This is a genomic window from Desertivirga brevis (assembly GCF_017355835.1).
In genome coordinates, this window is the sequence record NZ_JAFEWF010000013.1 from 120643 (window position 1) to 136214 (window position 15572).

Here is a 15572-nt window from a genome sequence, read left to right on the forward strand (position 1 = left end):
GAGGACCAAGTCCTACATGACAAGGCCAAGGCCGGGAGTATCTGACAGAATCCAACGGCCATTCTGGAAAGCGGGCGTATTAAAGGGATTATTCGATGTAAGAAAGGGCCCGTCAAGGTCTGCCCAATCACAGAGAGGAGCTAAAGCGGCCCCGGCCAGGGTAGGGATACTTGTCTCACTCATACAGCCGATTAAAATTTTCATATCCAGCTCTCGAGCGCGCCTAATCATCTTAAACGCCTCATGCATTCCGGCACTTTTCATCAATTTCACATTGATTCCATGGTAAGCACCCTTAATTCTCTCGAGATCCCCTAGGCGCTGAAAAGATTCATCCGCAAGAATAGGGAGCGGACTTCGCTCTGTTATCCAGGCATTTTCTTCAAGTTTGCCTTTCTCCATTGGCTGCTCAACAACCCTCACCCCCTGTTCTTTCAACCAGTGCAACATGTCTAGTGCTTTAAACTTATCCTTCCAACCCTGATTTGCATCGGCAAAAAGAGGTTTGTTCGAGATGCTGCGAATTGTTCTCACTAATTCCTGATCATCATCTGATCCTAATTTCACTTTTAACACATGCGCCGCCTCTGCTTCCTCTACCTTTTTCACAACCATTTCCGGGGTATCTATACCAATGGTAATAGTCGTTACGGGCATACGATCGGGATTAGAATTAAACATTGAATAACAGGGGATACATCGTATTTTCCCTTCAAGGTCATGAAGGGCGATGTCAATGGCAGCCTTTATAGCAGGGTTTCCGGGATTAAGAGCATCCAAATACTCTACTACTTCATCAAAATCAATAGGTATCTTAAATCTCCGAAGGTCGACTTTGTTCAGAAAGGCAGTCGCAGTTCCGGGACTTTCACCCATATAAGGGACCATTGAAGCTTCACCATACCCCACCTGGCCATCATGCTCTACTTTAAGAAGAATAAGAGGCGTAGATGATCTCGAATATCCGGAGATACCAAAGGGATACCTTAATTTCAGTTCAAAGGGCTCAAAGGAAAGTTTCATGAAAAAGAATTTGCGACCGATTTCTAAATATACTCATATCATACAAGTGTTAATTGTTTTTGTTGCTGAAGCTAAATGAACCCTGGCTTTGTACCTTTGTTGTGATGAGCAAAGCTATATTCCGCCCTTTTGATCGCTATACATTTGGTGAAGATATCTGTTTTTTAACTGGTGTTCCTGCAGTTCTCCAGCAAACTGTTTTCCCTCAATGGTTATTGAAACAGTTCGATCTCGAAGATAAGCCTTTCAAAATGATGGATGAGCGAATCGCTACCTATGGAGATATAAAAGTTCCGGTTTCCGCCGCAGCAATAAGCGCAATCCATGATCTGGATGAGGAAATTGAAAAGGCATTCAACGAAGGGTTCGAAACCGTAAGATCTCTGCCTGAACTGAAATTATTTCAATGGATAACCAAACAAGTTTATGGAATTATCCACTGGGAGGTTAGGGCAGGCATACGCCAACAAAGAGCTATTGGCGAAGACTTCAATTTTTCTCAGTCCATTGCTCATAAGTTTGGCAATCTCCATATCATGCTTCAATCATTAACACGCGAAGTTGAATTCGAAGGAGTGCTGCCGTGGAGTATAAAAGTGTTTCCTGTAAATAACAGCCCGGAGACTTTTGGGTACCGGGATGAGATGAACACCCTTGTATTCTCGCTTCGGATGAAAGATTTTGGAGTAATAGCCTGTTTACAGGATAATGGAGAAAGCTTAAATTATCACCGGGAAGTGCTTGAGAAAGTTGAAGGCAAAACTCTTCATCCCATACAATTGGAAGAGCTGAGTGCCCGGTTCTTTTATTCCGCTTACCTCTTCAATCGCTTACCCGAATATACCATCTTACCCACAGAAGAAGCTATCTACATTGAATCCATGCCGCTTCGTATAAGCAGTAGAGCAGTTTATGATAACTGGCAGGTAAAAACATACGGACAGGTGTTGGAGGCCTTTTGGAAAACATGGGGCTTTTCCTTATTCGAGATCATCAAAAATCCGGAACAGCCCATGAGTTTTTTAGAGAACGAAAATGGGGAGTTTATCAATGCAGAAGAGATTCAATTGCCGGTTCAGTAAAGCATAATGTTTTACTGCTATAGCTGTTAACAGAAAATCAATTTAACAACTGGCTGAAAAAACTGCTTAATACACCAGGGTTAAAAATAATGGTAATGATAATACCGGCAAGGGCTCCAAAGAAGTGGGCGTCATGATTGATGTTGCCTGACTGCTTAGATGCGTAAGCACTGTAAATAAGATAAAGAATACCAAAAACTACCGAGTTAATTGGAATTGGAATGAACATTAGATAAAAGGAAGCCTCCGGAAAGAATAAGATATAACTAAACACAACCGCTGAGATTGCACCAGATGCTCCAAGACTATTATACCAAAAATGGTCTTTATGTTTTACTATCGTGCTCATATCACTAAGGGCCAAACTAGCTATATAGAGAATAGCAAACTTCACCGACCCTATTTGCCTTTCGAGAGTAAAAGCAAACATATAATAGGAGAACATATTAAAAAACAAATGGCCCCAATCTTTATGGATCAAGCCACTGGTAAAAATCGAATAAACTCGCTCTCCTCTACTAACACTATAAGGATGGAGCATAAATTTCCCATACACCTGAGGATTAGAAAAAGCGTATAAGCTTGTTACAATGGTTAGCAGAAATATAATTCCCGCTACGGGTGTATCGTTAAATAATGACTCCATTTATTTTTCAGCGTTCAAGAACGAAACATATTCTTTTTGCTGATGTTTGATTTAAATATTAGTATAAACCTTCAGGGCCGAAACAGAATCTAAGACCAACGGAAAAGACACCGTACATGTCAGGAATATTACTGAAGGCTCCACCTTTAGATGCATCATTGTATCCATCCAAGCCTTCTCCCGTTGTTATATTAAACTGATAACCAGCATTAAAAATATAACGTGTATATCCCCATCTATCCAAAATATTGAAGTTCATACCCGCGCTAACAGGAACAACAACGCCTGTACTTTTATCCTTTCCAGGAAATTCGTAAGTATAGGTTGGCGGTTGAAAACGAACAACATCCTTCACGTTATTTTTTATCATACCTACTCCCAATCCCATATAGAGACCACGAATAGCATAAAGAAAATTATTGCTTTCAAAGTCCACAACCTGCCCAAGCTGCACTTGTCCACCTAAGGTAAACGTAGAATAGCTATTTTTAAAATATCTTAGATGTGGGTCTTTTTCTCGATCGCCTCCAGCTAAGCTTCCGTTCTGATACTCAAAACCCAACGTAGTAAACGGAGTTAAGTGATAATTAAGATTTGCCGCCAGTGTTTGTGCAGGACGCTTTTTTTGAAGGTCTGCAAATGCCATATTTGAGCCAACATTAACGCCTGCGGATAGACGATAGTAGTTATATTGGCCGAAGCTTTTAACAAAAAAGAAACACGTTATTAGAACAAGTAGGTACCTTCTCAAAGCAATACATTTAAAAGTCGAGGTAAAATAAGCTAAAAAATATAAAATTTCAAATACTTAAATATTAAATCACTATGAAACAAAGCCGTTTAATAGAAAATTTAAAATCTTATCAATATATCAGCGTAAGCAAATTTCTTAATTATGTTACCATTGATACACAATCTGATCCTCATTCCACTAGCTTTCCTTCTACCGAGAAACAGAAAAATTTAGGAAGAAAACTTGTAGAAGATCTGCTCTCCATTGGAATTGAAGACGCATACCTTGACGAATATGGATACGTTTATGCTACAATTCCTTCAAATTCCGAAAAGGCAGTACCCGTAATTTGCTTCTGCTCCCATATGGACACTTCCCCAGATGCAAGTGGAGAGAATGTCAAGCCTATCATCCATAAAAATTATGCAGGAGAAGATCTGCTGCTTCCGGATGACCCTACCCAGGTGATTCGTCTTAAAGATCATCCCAAGCTAAGGTCTCAAATAGGAAATGATATTATAACGGCAAGCGGTACTACTTTATTAGGTGCCGATAATAAAGCTGGACTGGCAGAAATAGTCGATGCTGCAAACTTCTTTATTACTCACCCCGAAGTAAAGCATGGCGAAATAAAAATTTTATTCACCCCTGATGAAGAAGTTGGACGAGGAGTGGAACACGTAGACCTTAAGAAGCTGAATGCTGATTTTGGATATACTGTAGACGGTGAGGCTAGGGGGACTATTGAGAATGAAACATTTTCAGCCAATTCTGCAATAATTCGTATCAAGGGAGTAAGCGCCCACCCTGGGTTCGCAAAGGGATCAATGGAAAGCGCTATCAAAATAGCCTCAGAAATTGTAGCAGCGTTGCCAAAGGATCGATATTCACCTGAATGTACATCCGGTAAAGAAGGATTTATACATCCCGTGTCTATCAGCGGAACCGTTGAAGAAGCCACTATTGAATTTATTCTGAGAGACTTTGCCGATGAAGAGTTAACAAGCCATGCAAGGTTACTGGAAGCAATTGCCAACGAAGTTATGGAAGGCTATCCAAATTCTTCCTTTACCCTCGAAGTTAAAGAGCAATACCGGAACATGAAAATTGTACTCGACCAATATCCCCAGGTTATTGAATATGCAAGAGAAGCTATTGAAAGAGCAGGAATGGAGCCTAAGCTTCAAAGCATTCGTGGAGGAACCGATGGCTCAAGACTTTCATTCATGGGCCTTCCATGTCCTAATATTTTCGCTGGGGAGCATGCATTTCATAGCAAACACGAATGGATTTCGGTTCAAGATATGCAAAAAGCAGTTGATACAATCATACACCTGGCAGTGCTGTGGGAAGAGAAGAGCTAGTTATAAAGTCGCATTTTATTTGTCGTTCGTCTTCAATTTCAGCTTATTGGGCTCTATTTAAAATTTGAGTTAAACCAGCTGTTATTTTTGTAGGATGGCTATTAAAAACCAGCAGTTCAACAAATATCTTACGCCTTTGGGGCATATCCTTTTCTGGATGCTGTTACTATTCCTGCCTCATATGGTAAGGATCTCCAGTACAGGCGTAAGATTTTCAGATTCAGTACAGAACAGGCTAATCATAGGCAATCTCTTCCTGATTGCATTCTTTTACATCAATGTCTATATCTTCTATCCTTTAATATATAAAAGAAAAGGATTGATTCTTTATGTTGTTGTTCTAGCTGTTACAGTGTTCCTTTTTGTCAGGACATCTTTCATGATCGAGCGTACATATTTCCGGGTGAAACCCACGGAGATAGAGAACCTCACAAATAAAAAACCTGCACCTCCAAACCAGGAAAAAGCCAGGAAGAGACGTCATAAGGAAGGATACTTCTATTTTCTACTATTCCCCTATATATTCATCATTGGGGTTAGCATTAGCTACCGGATCATTCGGGATTCGTCAAGGGCAGAAAAAAGCCTGAAAGAAAAAGAAAATGAAAATCTAAAGACTGAACTTTCCTTTCTTAGGTCGCAAGTTAGTCCCCACTTCATGTTCAATGTCCTAAACACCCTAGTGGCAATGGCGAGGAAGAAATCGGACCTGATGGAACCCTCGCTAATAAAACTATCCCACATGATGCGATACATGCTTTATGAAAGCAATGACGAAAAGATATCGCTCGATAAAGAAGTAGAGTATTTAAGGAATTATATTGATCTGCAACTTTTAAGATTTGGAGACGACCTCCTTCTGGAACTCGATATCGCTGATTCTTACGATGATTACGAGATCGAACCTATGCTGCTTATATCATTTATTGAAAATGCATTTAAACATGGAATAGGAATGGTCGATGATCCATTTATAAAGATCAAACTGGCAGTAAATCAAGCCACGAACTGGCTCGAGTTTAAAGTTGAAAACTCTGTTTCTCCACAAGACAGTGCCAGAGACAAAGCGTCGGGCATCGGTCTAAATAATATGCGCAGAAGGTTGGAGCTTCTGTATAAAGACCGTTACAAGCTGGAAACAGTTTTAAACGGAACTACCTTTGTTTCAAAACTAAACATCCAATTGAAATGATCCGATGCCTGGTAGTTGACGACGAAAAGTTTGCTGCAGAACTAATGGAAGATAATATCTCGCAGGTTCCATTTCTGCAGCTGGAAGCAACTTGCAGGAACGCTATGGATGCAATGAAAGTTCTCAGTGAAAAAACTATAGATCTTATCTTCCTTGACGTTCAAATGCCTGGGTTAACCGGTCTTCAATTGTTAAAAAGCCTTAATAATCCACCTATGGTGATTCTGGTGACGGCTTACGAGAAATATGCGTTGGATGGATTTAACCTTGATGTATTGGATTACCTGGTGAAGCCATTTGCTTTCGAGCGATTTATGAAAGCGGCGAACAAGGCTTTGGAATTGTATAATTTAAAAAATCCACAGCAATTAAGTCCTGCAAGCCCTGCACCAGACAGCCTTTTTGTTAACGCTGATTACTCGCTTGTGAGGATCAACTTGCAAGATATTTTATACATCGAGGGCCTGAAAGATTACATTAAAATTTATCTTACGGATTCAGACAAGCCTGTTATTACCAGGCTTAGCATGCGATTCATGGAAGAGAAATTACCCGCAGAAAGGTTTATGCGAGTCCATAAGTCGTTCATTATCTCACTTAACAAACTTTCTGCCTTTAAAAAGAACAGAGTAGTTATTCAAGACACCGAAGTGCCGGTTAGCGATAACTACAAAGAAGCTTTGCTGCAATACATGGGTCAGCAATAGATATAGACGTGTTTAAGGCTTTCGTCTCTTTATTCTTAGCCTAAGTATCATTTAGTTTATCGTTAGGCCTGAAGGTACTTTATTTGCAGCGTTATAAACTCGAAAATTCAATCAAAATCTGAAATAAAACCACACATGAAAAAAATAATACTAATACTATTCTTACTGATTTCGACACACCTGTTCGCTCAAACAGGACGACAAATTAGCGGAATTGTAAGAGATTCTACAGGAACAAGTGTAATCGCAGGATCGGTAAAACTGGTCTCTGCAAAAGATACTTTATCTACTGTAACTGATGTAAATGGAAACTTCACCTTTCGAAATGTTAAATCATCTCAATTTCTAATTACTGTAGCTGCGTTGGGATATCAAACGTTGAATAAAAGGTTCCTTTATAAAGACGAGGCTAGTCCGTTAAAGCTCGATCCTATCGTTATTCGTTCTGAAAGCAAGCTTCTTAATGCAGTTGTCGTTTCAGGGACAAAAGGAGTTGTTGTAAAGCAGGATACGGTAGAATATCGTGCTAGCGATTATCCGGTCAGGGAAAATTCAGTAGCAGAAGACATCATTAAAAAACTTCCCGGAGTAGAAGTTGATAAGGATGGAAATGTTACTACCCAGGGAAAAAGCGTAACCCGCATTAGGGTTAATGGACGGGATTATTTCGAGGGAGATTTAAAAACGGCCACACAAAACCTTCCAGCGGAAATAATTGAGAAAATTCAAATTGTTGACGATTACGGTGACCAAGCCAGAATAACCGGAATAAGAGAAGGCGAGGCCGATAAGATCATAAACATCCAAATTCGCCCTGATAAAAACAAAGGGATGATCCTTAATGGTAATGCAGGGATAGGTAACAAAGGAAGATATCAATTTCTGGGAAACGGGCAATTCTTAAATAATGACCTTCAGATAGCCACGATCCTCAACTTTAACAACACAAACGCTAACGTATTTCAATTCTTGGGTGGAGGTACTCGTGGATTTGGAGGAGGCGGACGCCGTGGCGGAAATTTCGGAGGAGGAGGTGGCTTTGGTGGCTTTAACCAAAATGGTATCACCAATACTATGGGTGGTGGTTTAAACTATCGGGACGAATGGAGCAAGAAGATAAGTGTTTATGGAAGTTACAGGTTTACCTACAGAAATAACGATATTATCAGCCAGACAGACACCTGGAACAATTTCGGAATAGATCCGAATACAAACACTGAACGGGTTCTTAATGCATTCAGAAATTCAAATACCGAGACTAAGACCCTCTTCAACAACTTCAACTTCAATTTTGAATATAAAATTGACAGTCTTAATTATCTACTATTATCCCCTTCCTTTAGTATTTCTTCCAATGATGCGGCTACCAACTATTTAGAAAATCAATTTGGTACAGGATTTACGACGGTTAACAGGGATAATACGTCCTCTACAGATGCAACCTCCCCGTTCTTTGGTGGCAATATTATTTACAACCATAGATTTAAGAAGCCAGGGAGGAATATATCAATTGCTGGATCCTTAGGGAGATCAGACAATACAAGTTATCAGGAGGCAAGGGACGAATTCGACTATTTAGATCGTCAGGACAGTCTTTCAACCCGTCGGGTAGATATCAATAACCAAAGTATTAACACAAATATTAATCTTACCTATAGCGAATCAATAGGGAAGTACGCCAGACTTGACTTTGGGTATAATTTCACTAGAGCATCTTACGATAATAGCCGTAATACAGATACGTTGAACCTGGCCACAGGTGATTTTGACTATTCTCAAAACTTAAGTAATCTTTTCGATTACTCATTTACTACTCAACGATATAGCTTAAATTATCGTTTTGACAGACAGAGGCTGTACAACTTTACTATTGGTGTTACAGCTCAGCCAACTTTGCTGGAAGGACAATCCAGAACAGCAGGCGTTAATGCAAACCCTCATAGAACCGGTTTCAATGTATTCCCGACAGCACGGTTCGCTTACTTTTTCGCCAGATCAAAGTCTTTAAACATCAACTACTCGGGTCGTAGCACCGAACCAAGCTTTAGTCAAATTCAGCCTGGACGTGATATTTCAGATGCACAGCGTCCTGTAATAGGTAATCCTGATTTAAAATCAGCTTTTACTCAAAGCCTTAATGTCAACTATAATAATAATAATGCTGTTTCCGGAGTATTTTTAAACCTCGGTCTGGATGGTAATATTATCAATAACCGCATAACAAGAAATGTAGTTGTTAACCGGGAAAACAATGTTCAGGAGACGTATTTTTTAAACGCGGATGGATATTTTTCCACTAATGCAAATTACAGTGTTGGGAAGCCTTTCTTTGAAAGAAAACTCCGGTTATCTCTATTCGGAAATGTCAACTACAGTAATGATATAACCTTCCAGGATAACAGGAAAAACACTGGAAAAAACTGGGGAATTACGCAAGGTGCAAGAGTACAGATCAATCCGAACCAAAATATTGAGATCTACCCGGCAGTTCGTTATAGCACTAACTGGGTAAATTATAGCCTCACTCCAGATCGTAAAACATCTGCGCAGAGCTGGAATCTGGACTTGAATGGCCGGGTGTACTTTTTTAAGACCTTCATTATCGGCTTCGATTTAACTCAATCCCTTAATAGCGGTTATGGAAATATAGCAGCAAATCCCCTGATCATCAACACCTATCTAGAAAAGCAGTTCTTTAACAGACGTGGCACATTCAGAATTCAGGGTTTTGATGTAATGAAAGAAGCCACCAATGTTTCCAGAACTCAGACTGATAACTATATAAGCAATAGCTTAAATAACCGACTGACCCGCTACGTAATGGCAACGTTCAGCTATAGGTTGTCTAAGTTTCCCGGAAGCAGTCAGCAAGGCGATAATTTTCAACGTAACAGAGAAGGAGGTCAGTTTCCTGGAGGCGGTGGTTTCCCTGGAGGAGGCGGCTTCCCTGGGCGCGGAGGTAACTAGAAATAATAAAGGCTGTTCGCTAACGAACAGCCTTTATTATTTTACTCCACTTGCCCTGATACAGCAGGAGGAATGGGGAAGTATTGAATTCCATCTCCCGTTTTAAGTGTCGGACTTACCGTTACCGGTAGCCTTCCCGAGGCCGGCATCTTGCCCGTTACCACTTTCGCTACCGCCCTCTGCATCTCATCGTTATTCTGATAATTAACAATTAAAGTTGAGGCCCTTTCTACGGCAGGCAGACCACTTATAGTGTAAGGATTGGCAAAAAGACAAACCATAGGATTAAGCGAAACGACATCACTTATAAATCTCTTTAACGTATTATTATAATCTAGTGAGCTTGAGGGCCTCTTTCTGTAATCGTGTATTGCCAGAATGATCTGCTTGTAGTTTTTTAGTTCCTTTTTCACCCTGTCAACGTCCACCTGAGAAGCAATTTTCGAAAGGATATAATTGTTTGAATTAGGAAAACTTGCAGCAACCTCTCGTTGGAACACCGTTAAATCAGTTACTCCAACGCTCACAATGGCTGTATTCTCAGATGGCGTGATAATTTTCAACAGACTGTCGCCTTTCAGCACAGTCACAGAAGCATCTGCTAGCTTCTGATTGAGGGCTAAAGCTTCAGGCCTATTTAAAAAGTTGACAATAGCTGAGCTATCTGCATCCGCTTCCTGATAAACTTTTGCCCAATACTTAGCTGCTAATATCTTTTTCACACTCTCGATAACCTGAGATTTTTCAAGGCGCTTAGCTTTTATAGCTTCCCTGACCAGCCCGATAGCCCGCTCTGTATTCTCCGAAAGCTCAATAACATCATTGCCAGCAATAACAGCCCTTACATCCGCTTCACCGTTAGGGAAATACTTTGTAACTCCCTTCATTTCCATTGCATCAGAAATAGCCAGACCTTTAAAGCCGAGGTCCTCTTTTAAAAGACCGGTTACTATTGGCCTGGACAATGTGGAAGGCAAATTTACGGTACTGTCCAAAGCCGGAATATTCATATGAGCAATCATCACGCCCGAAGCTCCTTTTGCAATCAAGTCCCTGAAAGGGTATAACTCAAGGGAATCAAGTCTTTCCCTTGTGAAATTTAACTTTGGAAGATCTCCATGAGAATCTACGTCTGTATCTCCATGCCCAGGGAAATGCTTAATACTTACCAATATACCTTCGTCCTGCAATCCCTTCATGTAAGCCGCAGCTTTAAGAGCTACATTGTATTTATTGTCGCCGAACGAACGATAGTTAATTACAGGATTACGTGGATTGTTATTTATATCCGAAACAGGGGCGAAGTTGAGGTGCATCCCTAACCGTTTAAAATCGCGGGCAATTTCCCTTCCCATTGCGTAAATAAGGCTATTGTCCTGAATAGCACCTAGAGTCATTTGATAAGGGTAAGAAATAGTGCTATCCAGACGCATGCCCAAACCCCATTCTGCATCCATCGCAACTAACAATGGCACTTCTGATATAGACTGGTAGGCTTTAGTAAGATTGGCCTGCCTTCCTGGCCCTCCCTGAAAAAAAACAAGGCCCCCTACTTTATTAGTCTTTATTAACCTGGCAACCGAATCTTCATATGCCTTACCAAGATTAGTGTGGGCCCTTAAAAAAAACATCTGTCCGATTCTTTCCTTTCTTTTCATTTTCTTGAAAACGGAATCGACCCAGTGCTGCTGCTGCTCATCTGGCTCCATAAAAGGCTTCAGTGACTGTGCGAAAAGATCGACAGACGAACATAAAGCAAGGACAAAAACAAAAGATCTCAAAAGCATAATTCACCTATTCTGTACAAAAAAGCATACAAGATTAAAAAAAAAGCAATCAAATAATTACAAAATTTGTTATAACCTTGTTTTTTATTACGAAGAAATAATTGGCATTATTATTTCTATGATGAGTTAACACAAAAACACTTAGAATTATGAAATATCTATTTACCATTGCTGCTGCAGCTTTATTGACTGTAGGAGCTAAGGCACAATCAGTGTCTGTAAGAGCAGGAGCGAACTTCTCGAACATCATTAAAACTGGTGACAGTAATTTTTCTACAGATTTTAAACCTGGATTCCATGCAGGACTTGGTATCGACATTCCAATTGTGCCCGCGTTTTCTTTCGCCCCAGAGATCCTTTATTCACAAAAAGGATATAAGGTTGATTATTCCAGCGCACTTGTAGGAGAAACAAAGTATTCAGTAACTACAAATTTTATTGACGTGCCTATTTTAGCGAAATTCAAATCTGGCGGCTTTAACCTTCATTTAGGGCCTCAGGTTTCTTTCCTAACTTCTACTACCGAAAGCTGGGATAGTGGTAGTCAGCAATACCGCGAAACAATTAAGGAGGACAATTCCAACCTTAAGAAAAGTATAATAAGCGGAGTTGTAGGCCTAGGCATAGATGTAAGTCCAAAGGTATCCTTTATTGGACGGTATGCCCTTGATTTCCAGAAAAACAATGAAAACGGCGATTCAGAAACGCCTGAATATAAAAATCAGGTTATCCAGGTAGGATTAGGAATCCGATTATAAAAAAGATAGAAGAGCCGGCTAAAAACCGGCCTTTCTAATTTATGGAAAGGCTGAATTAGTTTAAACCTTAGGTGTCTAAACTGATCTGGCGCTTAATACTTTCCTCAAGGGAAATGAAAGTTTCCGTTCTCTGGATACCCTCAACAGATTGAATGTGGTCATTTAGCACAATCCTCAAATGATTCGTATCTCTGCAAATAATCTTCGCAAACATACTCCACGCTCCTGTAGTATAATGTAATTCTACAATTTCCTTTATGTTTCTAAGTTGCTCAACAGCATCTTTATACGTTGAACCTTTTTCAAGATAGATTCCTAAATAGGCACAAATATCATAACCAATCTTCTGAGGATCAATCAATAGATTTGAGCCCTTGATTATTCCAAGATCCTGCATTTTCTTCATCCGAACATGGATGGTACCTCCGGATACAATCAGTCTTTTGGCGATTTCTGTATATGGGATTGTTGCATCCTCCATAAGCAGAGAAAGGATCTGCATATCGAGATTATCAATTTCTAAATTTGCGCCTTTTTTTTCCATATGATTTTTGAAGAACATTAATTATTAAACGAAGTAAATAAAAAGTTCACAAAAATTAAAATAATTCCTTAGAATATTTGCAAGAAATCTGCTTTTTGTTTTAAATTTGTATCAAGCAAATAAGCAATAGCGGTTGCTTAAACACTGTAGGGTGGTGAAATTGGCAGACACACCTCCTTGTCTCGGTGGCGGAGATCTTGGGAAAACCGGTAACGGCTTAACCACTCCTTGAAGGTTCGACTCCTTCCCCTACAGCTCCTTTCGTTTAATTTAGGTTTATAATTGGTTAGTTTGAGCAGGTGCCCATCACCTGCTTTTTTTATTTGCAAATATGAGAGGGACTCTCGGAAAATCGCCTGTAGCTAAAAACAAAACAGCCGGCTCTGTAATGAACAAAAACCGGCTGGAAAATATGATCCTACTATCGCGCTAATACAAATACTTTACTCTGATATTTAATAAAGCTGTTTGTAGATCTCCTTCAAAGCCCTTGCAGGGTCTTCGCTTAAATTAACTGCTGCAGAAACCGCTACACCGTAAACTCCTGCTTCGAGCAAGGAGCCTACATCAGAAATAGAAACTCCTCCAACGGCTATAAGAGGAATATCTATTCCTTCATCATTCATCACCTTTACGACTTCCTTATATCCATCTAATCCCAGGAGAGGATAATCATTGGGTTTAGTATGTGTAATCCTAAGCGGACCACAACCAATATAATCTACTACTCCCGAGGCCCAAATTCTTCTGATGTCAGCTATTGTATTGGCGGAAGCGCCTAAGGTTTTTTCTTCGCCAATTTCACGGCGTAGCGCAACAAAGTCGGCACTCATATCCTCAATATGTACCCCTTGTAAATCTGCCGAGTGGAGAAGATGAACATGATCGGTTACAATCAACGTCGCACCCCAATCATCACAAATACCTGAAATAATATTGATCTCGTTGAGTAACTCTTCATCGCTTTTACTTAAGCATCTGTATTGTATCCAATTTGCACCAGCTGCACAGGCAGTTTGAACCTGTGTAACATGGCTTTTATCATTCAGGTCCTGCGTTAAATAATGGAATCTCGATATATACTTTCTCATGGTAGCATTACTTCCTCAATTGAATTTCCAATATTTCCATTAGGCTCCTGAATCCTAAGTAAGGCGGCAATAGTCGGCGCGATGTCGGTCATGAAATACTGATGGGAAGACCGCCCTTGTTTTATTCCCCAACCCATAAATACAAGAGGGATATGGGTATCGTAAGGATTCCAGCTACCATGTGTAGTACCTGTACCACTTGTACCTGCTCCCTGATACCAACCTGGATTTAATATAAGCTGAATTTCGCCGCTCCTTTTTTCATTATAACCATTAATGATCCTGGTCTTTATCGGCTCGGGCACAGCAGCATTACCAATATTTTTGAGATCAACTACATAGGAGATTCCATCCTGGTTCTTGTAGTACCTGATAAGGTCCTTCTTAATATCATCGATATTAAGGTTATTCTTGTCGATCACATCATAATTAAGATTGATCTGATAGTTGAAAATGCTCCTAACAATTTTACCTGCTTTGTACTTTTTCTCAAGAATAGTATTGATCTCGTTAATATCCGTTTTCACACCACTCATCCCTGGCCAAAAACCAGCAGGAACCTTGTTATCACGAAGGAACATTGGATTATGAGCCACGCCATGGTCTGCAGACAAGAAGAGGGTATACTGCCCTTTACCTACCGCTTGATCAAGGTAAGTTAAGAATGCTGCAATATCTTGATCAAGACGCAGGTATGCATCTTCTATTTCGACTGAATTTGGTCCGAACTGGTGACCTAGATAGTCAGTAGACGAAATACTCACTGCAAGGAAATCTGTTGCCGAACCCTTTCCCATTCCCTCATTTTGAACAATTGCCTTCGCAAAATCCAGGGTAAGGGTATTAGCAAAAGGAGTGCTTCTTATCGCCGAGTAATCTGCAGTCTTGTTTGCAGCAATGTCATGAGGAAATACAGGAGCTTGCTCCTTCTTATATTTACCTTCATAAGCAGGAGAGTTATCAGGAGAACTTTGTGTGTAAGACTCGACCGGATAAAGCGTATTCCAGCTTTGTGTAAGATACTTATCGATCGTGCGCTGACTATTATAACTCTTAACCCAGGAAGGTAGATCATTCATGTAATAGGTACTGGAAATCCAATTTCCAGTAAGGTCATCAAACCAATAAGCTGCATTTGCCGTGTGACCAGCAGGCAAAATCCCACCACGGTCTTTCAATGCCACACCTATCACCTTCGACCGGAAATTAGTTGCTAGCTTTAATTCATCTGTAACAGTCGTAACTAACAGATTTCTTGGTGACATTTCCCCTGCTCTTGAACTGGTTCCTACAGATTTTACAGAAGAATCCTCCGTGCAGTAGGTTTGTTTCCCAGTCACCTGATTAAACCAATCATTTCCAGCAATACCATGAATAGACGGAACTGAACCCGTATAAATAGTCGAATGGCCGATCGCTGTAACAGAAGGGACATAGGGGATATAAGTATTCTCGCAGGAGAAACCCTCTCGGAGTAGACGTTTAAAACCATTATTGTTATACCTCTCGTAATAGCGATAGAGGAAATCCCAGCGCATTTGGTCTACAACCAAACCAACAACAAGCTTAGGCCGAGGAACAGTTGCAGACTCCTTTGACCGCTGCGCCCGGACATTAACAGTGAGAACACTTACAAAAAGTAAAAGCAGAAGATTTTTGAATTTCATTTCTTAAGAAT

The 15572-nt window shown here is 40.2% G+C and carries 13 protein-coding genes and 1 tRNA gene; 7 read left to right on the top strand and 7 right to left on the bottom strand.

The genetic code is table 11. The features are described from left to right. Positions 1-12: 12 nt before the first annotated feature. On the bottom strand, positions 13-1023 hold the full coding sequence (locus tag J4N25_RS24510) for a dipeptide epimerase (protein WP_207424534.1): 1011 nt from the start codon (positions 1021-1023) through the stop codon (positions 13-15). A gap of 104 nt (positions 1024-1127) precedes the next feature. On the opposite strand from J4N25_RS24510, the gene J4N25_RS24515 reads away from it, so the two are divergent. Next, complete coding sequence (locus J4N25_RS24515; RefSeq protein WP_207424535.1) at positions 1128-2105, top strand: hypothetical protein; 978 nt, start codon at positions 1128-1130, stop codon at positions 2103-2105. Positions 2106-2142: 37 nt separating this feature from the next. Here J4N25_RS24515 and J4N25_RS24520 read toward each other — a convergent pair whose 3' ends face one another. Continuing rightward, positions 2143-2751 (bottom strand): rhomboid family intramembrane serine protease, encoded by a 609-nt coding sequence (locus J4N25_RS24520; protein WP_207424536.1) that lies wholly within the window; start codon positions 2749-2751, stop codon positions 2143-2145. Positions 2752-2809: 58 nt separating this feature from the next. After that, positions 2810-3502: a hypothetical protein gene (locus J4N25_RS24525; protein ID WP_207424537.1), complete on the bottom strand. Its 693-nt coding sequence runs from the start codon at positions 3500-3502 to the stop codon at positions 2810-2812. Between the two features lie 74 nt (positions 3503-3576). On the opposite strand from J4N25_RS24525, the gene pepT reads away from it, so the two are divergent. From pepT to J4N25_RS24545, 4 genes are all read left to right on the top strand, one after another. Beyond that, positions 3577-4848, top strand: coding sequence for a peptidase T (gene pepT / locus J4N25_RS24530; protein WP_207424538.1), 1272 nt, complete (start codon positions 3577-3579; stop codon positions 4846-4848). A 94-nt stretch (positions 4849-4942) separates the two neighbouring features. Further along, positions 4943-6040 carry a sensor histidine kinase gene (locus J4N25_RS24535; protein WP_207424539.1) on the top strand — a complete coding sequence of 366 codons (1098 nt, stop codon included), beginning with the start codon at positions 4943-4945 and terminating at the stop codon, positions 6038-6040. Further along, positions 6037-6747, top strand: a complete 711-nt coding sequence (locus J4N25_RS24540) for a LytR/AlgR family response regulator transcription factor (RefSeq protein WP_207424540.1) — start codon at positions 6037-6039, stop codon at positions 6745-6747. Before J4N25_RS24535 ends, J4N25_RS24540 begins: the two co-directional genes overlap by 4 nt. A gap of 135 nt (positions 6748-6882) precedes the next feature. After that, on the top strand, positions 6883-9714 hold the full coding sequence (locus tag J4N25_RS24545) for a TonB-dependent receptor (protein WP_207424541.1): 2832 nt from the start codon (positions 6883-6885) through the stop codon (positions 9712-9714). 41 nt (positions 9715-9755) lie between these two features. Here the strand turns inward: J4N25_RS24545 and J4N25_RS24550 are convergent, their stop codons facing one another. After that, positions 9756-11501 carry a glycoside hydrolase family 3 protein gene (locus J4N25_RS24550; RefSeq protein ID WP_207424542.1) on the bottom strand — a complete coding sequence of 582 codons (1746 nt, stop codon included), beginning with the start codon at positions 11499-11501 and terminating at the stop codon, positions 9756-9758. 149 nt (positions 11502-11650) lie between these two features. Between J4N25_RS24550 and J4N25_RS24555 the strand changes: the two genes are divergently transcribed. Further along, positions 11651-12259 carry a porin family protein gene (locus J4N25_RS24555; protein ID WP_207424543.1) on the top strand — a complete coding sequence of 203 codons (609 nt, stop codon included), beginning with the start codon at positions 11651-11653 and terminating at the stop codon, positions 12257-12259. A 67-nt stretch (positions 12260-12326) separates the two neighbouring features. On the opposite strand, the gene J4N25_RS24560 is transcribed toward J4N25_RS24555, so the two are convergent. Next, entirely contained in the window at positions 12327-12803 is a 477-nt protein-coding gene (locus J4N25_RS24560; RefSeq protein WP_207424544.1) for an Lrp/AsnC ligand binding domain-containing protein, read from the bottom strand. Between the two features lie 145 nt (positions 12804-12948). Here J4N25_RS24560 and J4N25_RS24565 point away from each other — a divergent pair. After that, a tRNA-Asp gene (locus J4N25_RS24565) sits at positions 12949-13058 on the top strand. Positions 13059-13258: 200 nt separating this feature from the next. Here J4N25_RS24565 and J4N25_RS24570 read toward each other — a convergent pair. Continuing rightward, positions 13259-13894 (bottom strand): thiamine phosphate synthase, encoded by a 636-nt coding sequence (locus J4N25_RS24570; protein WP_207424545.1) that lies wholly within the window; start codon positions 13892-13894, stop codon positions 13259-13261. Beyond that, on the bottom strand, positions 13891-15561 hold the full coding sequence (gene pafA, locus J4N25_RS24575; protein WP_207424546.1) for an alkaline phosphatase PafA: 1671 nt from the start codon (positions 15559-15561) through the stop codon (positions 13891-13893). The genes J4N25_RS24570 and pafA overlap by 4 nt, the downstream gene beginning before the upstream one ends. Positions 15562-15572: the final 11 nt, after the last annotated feature.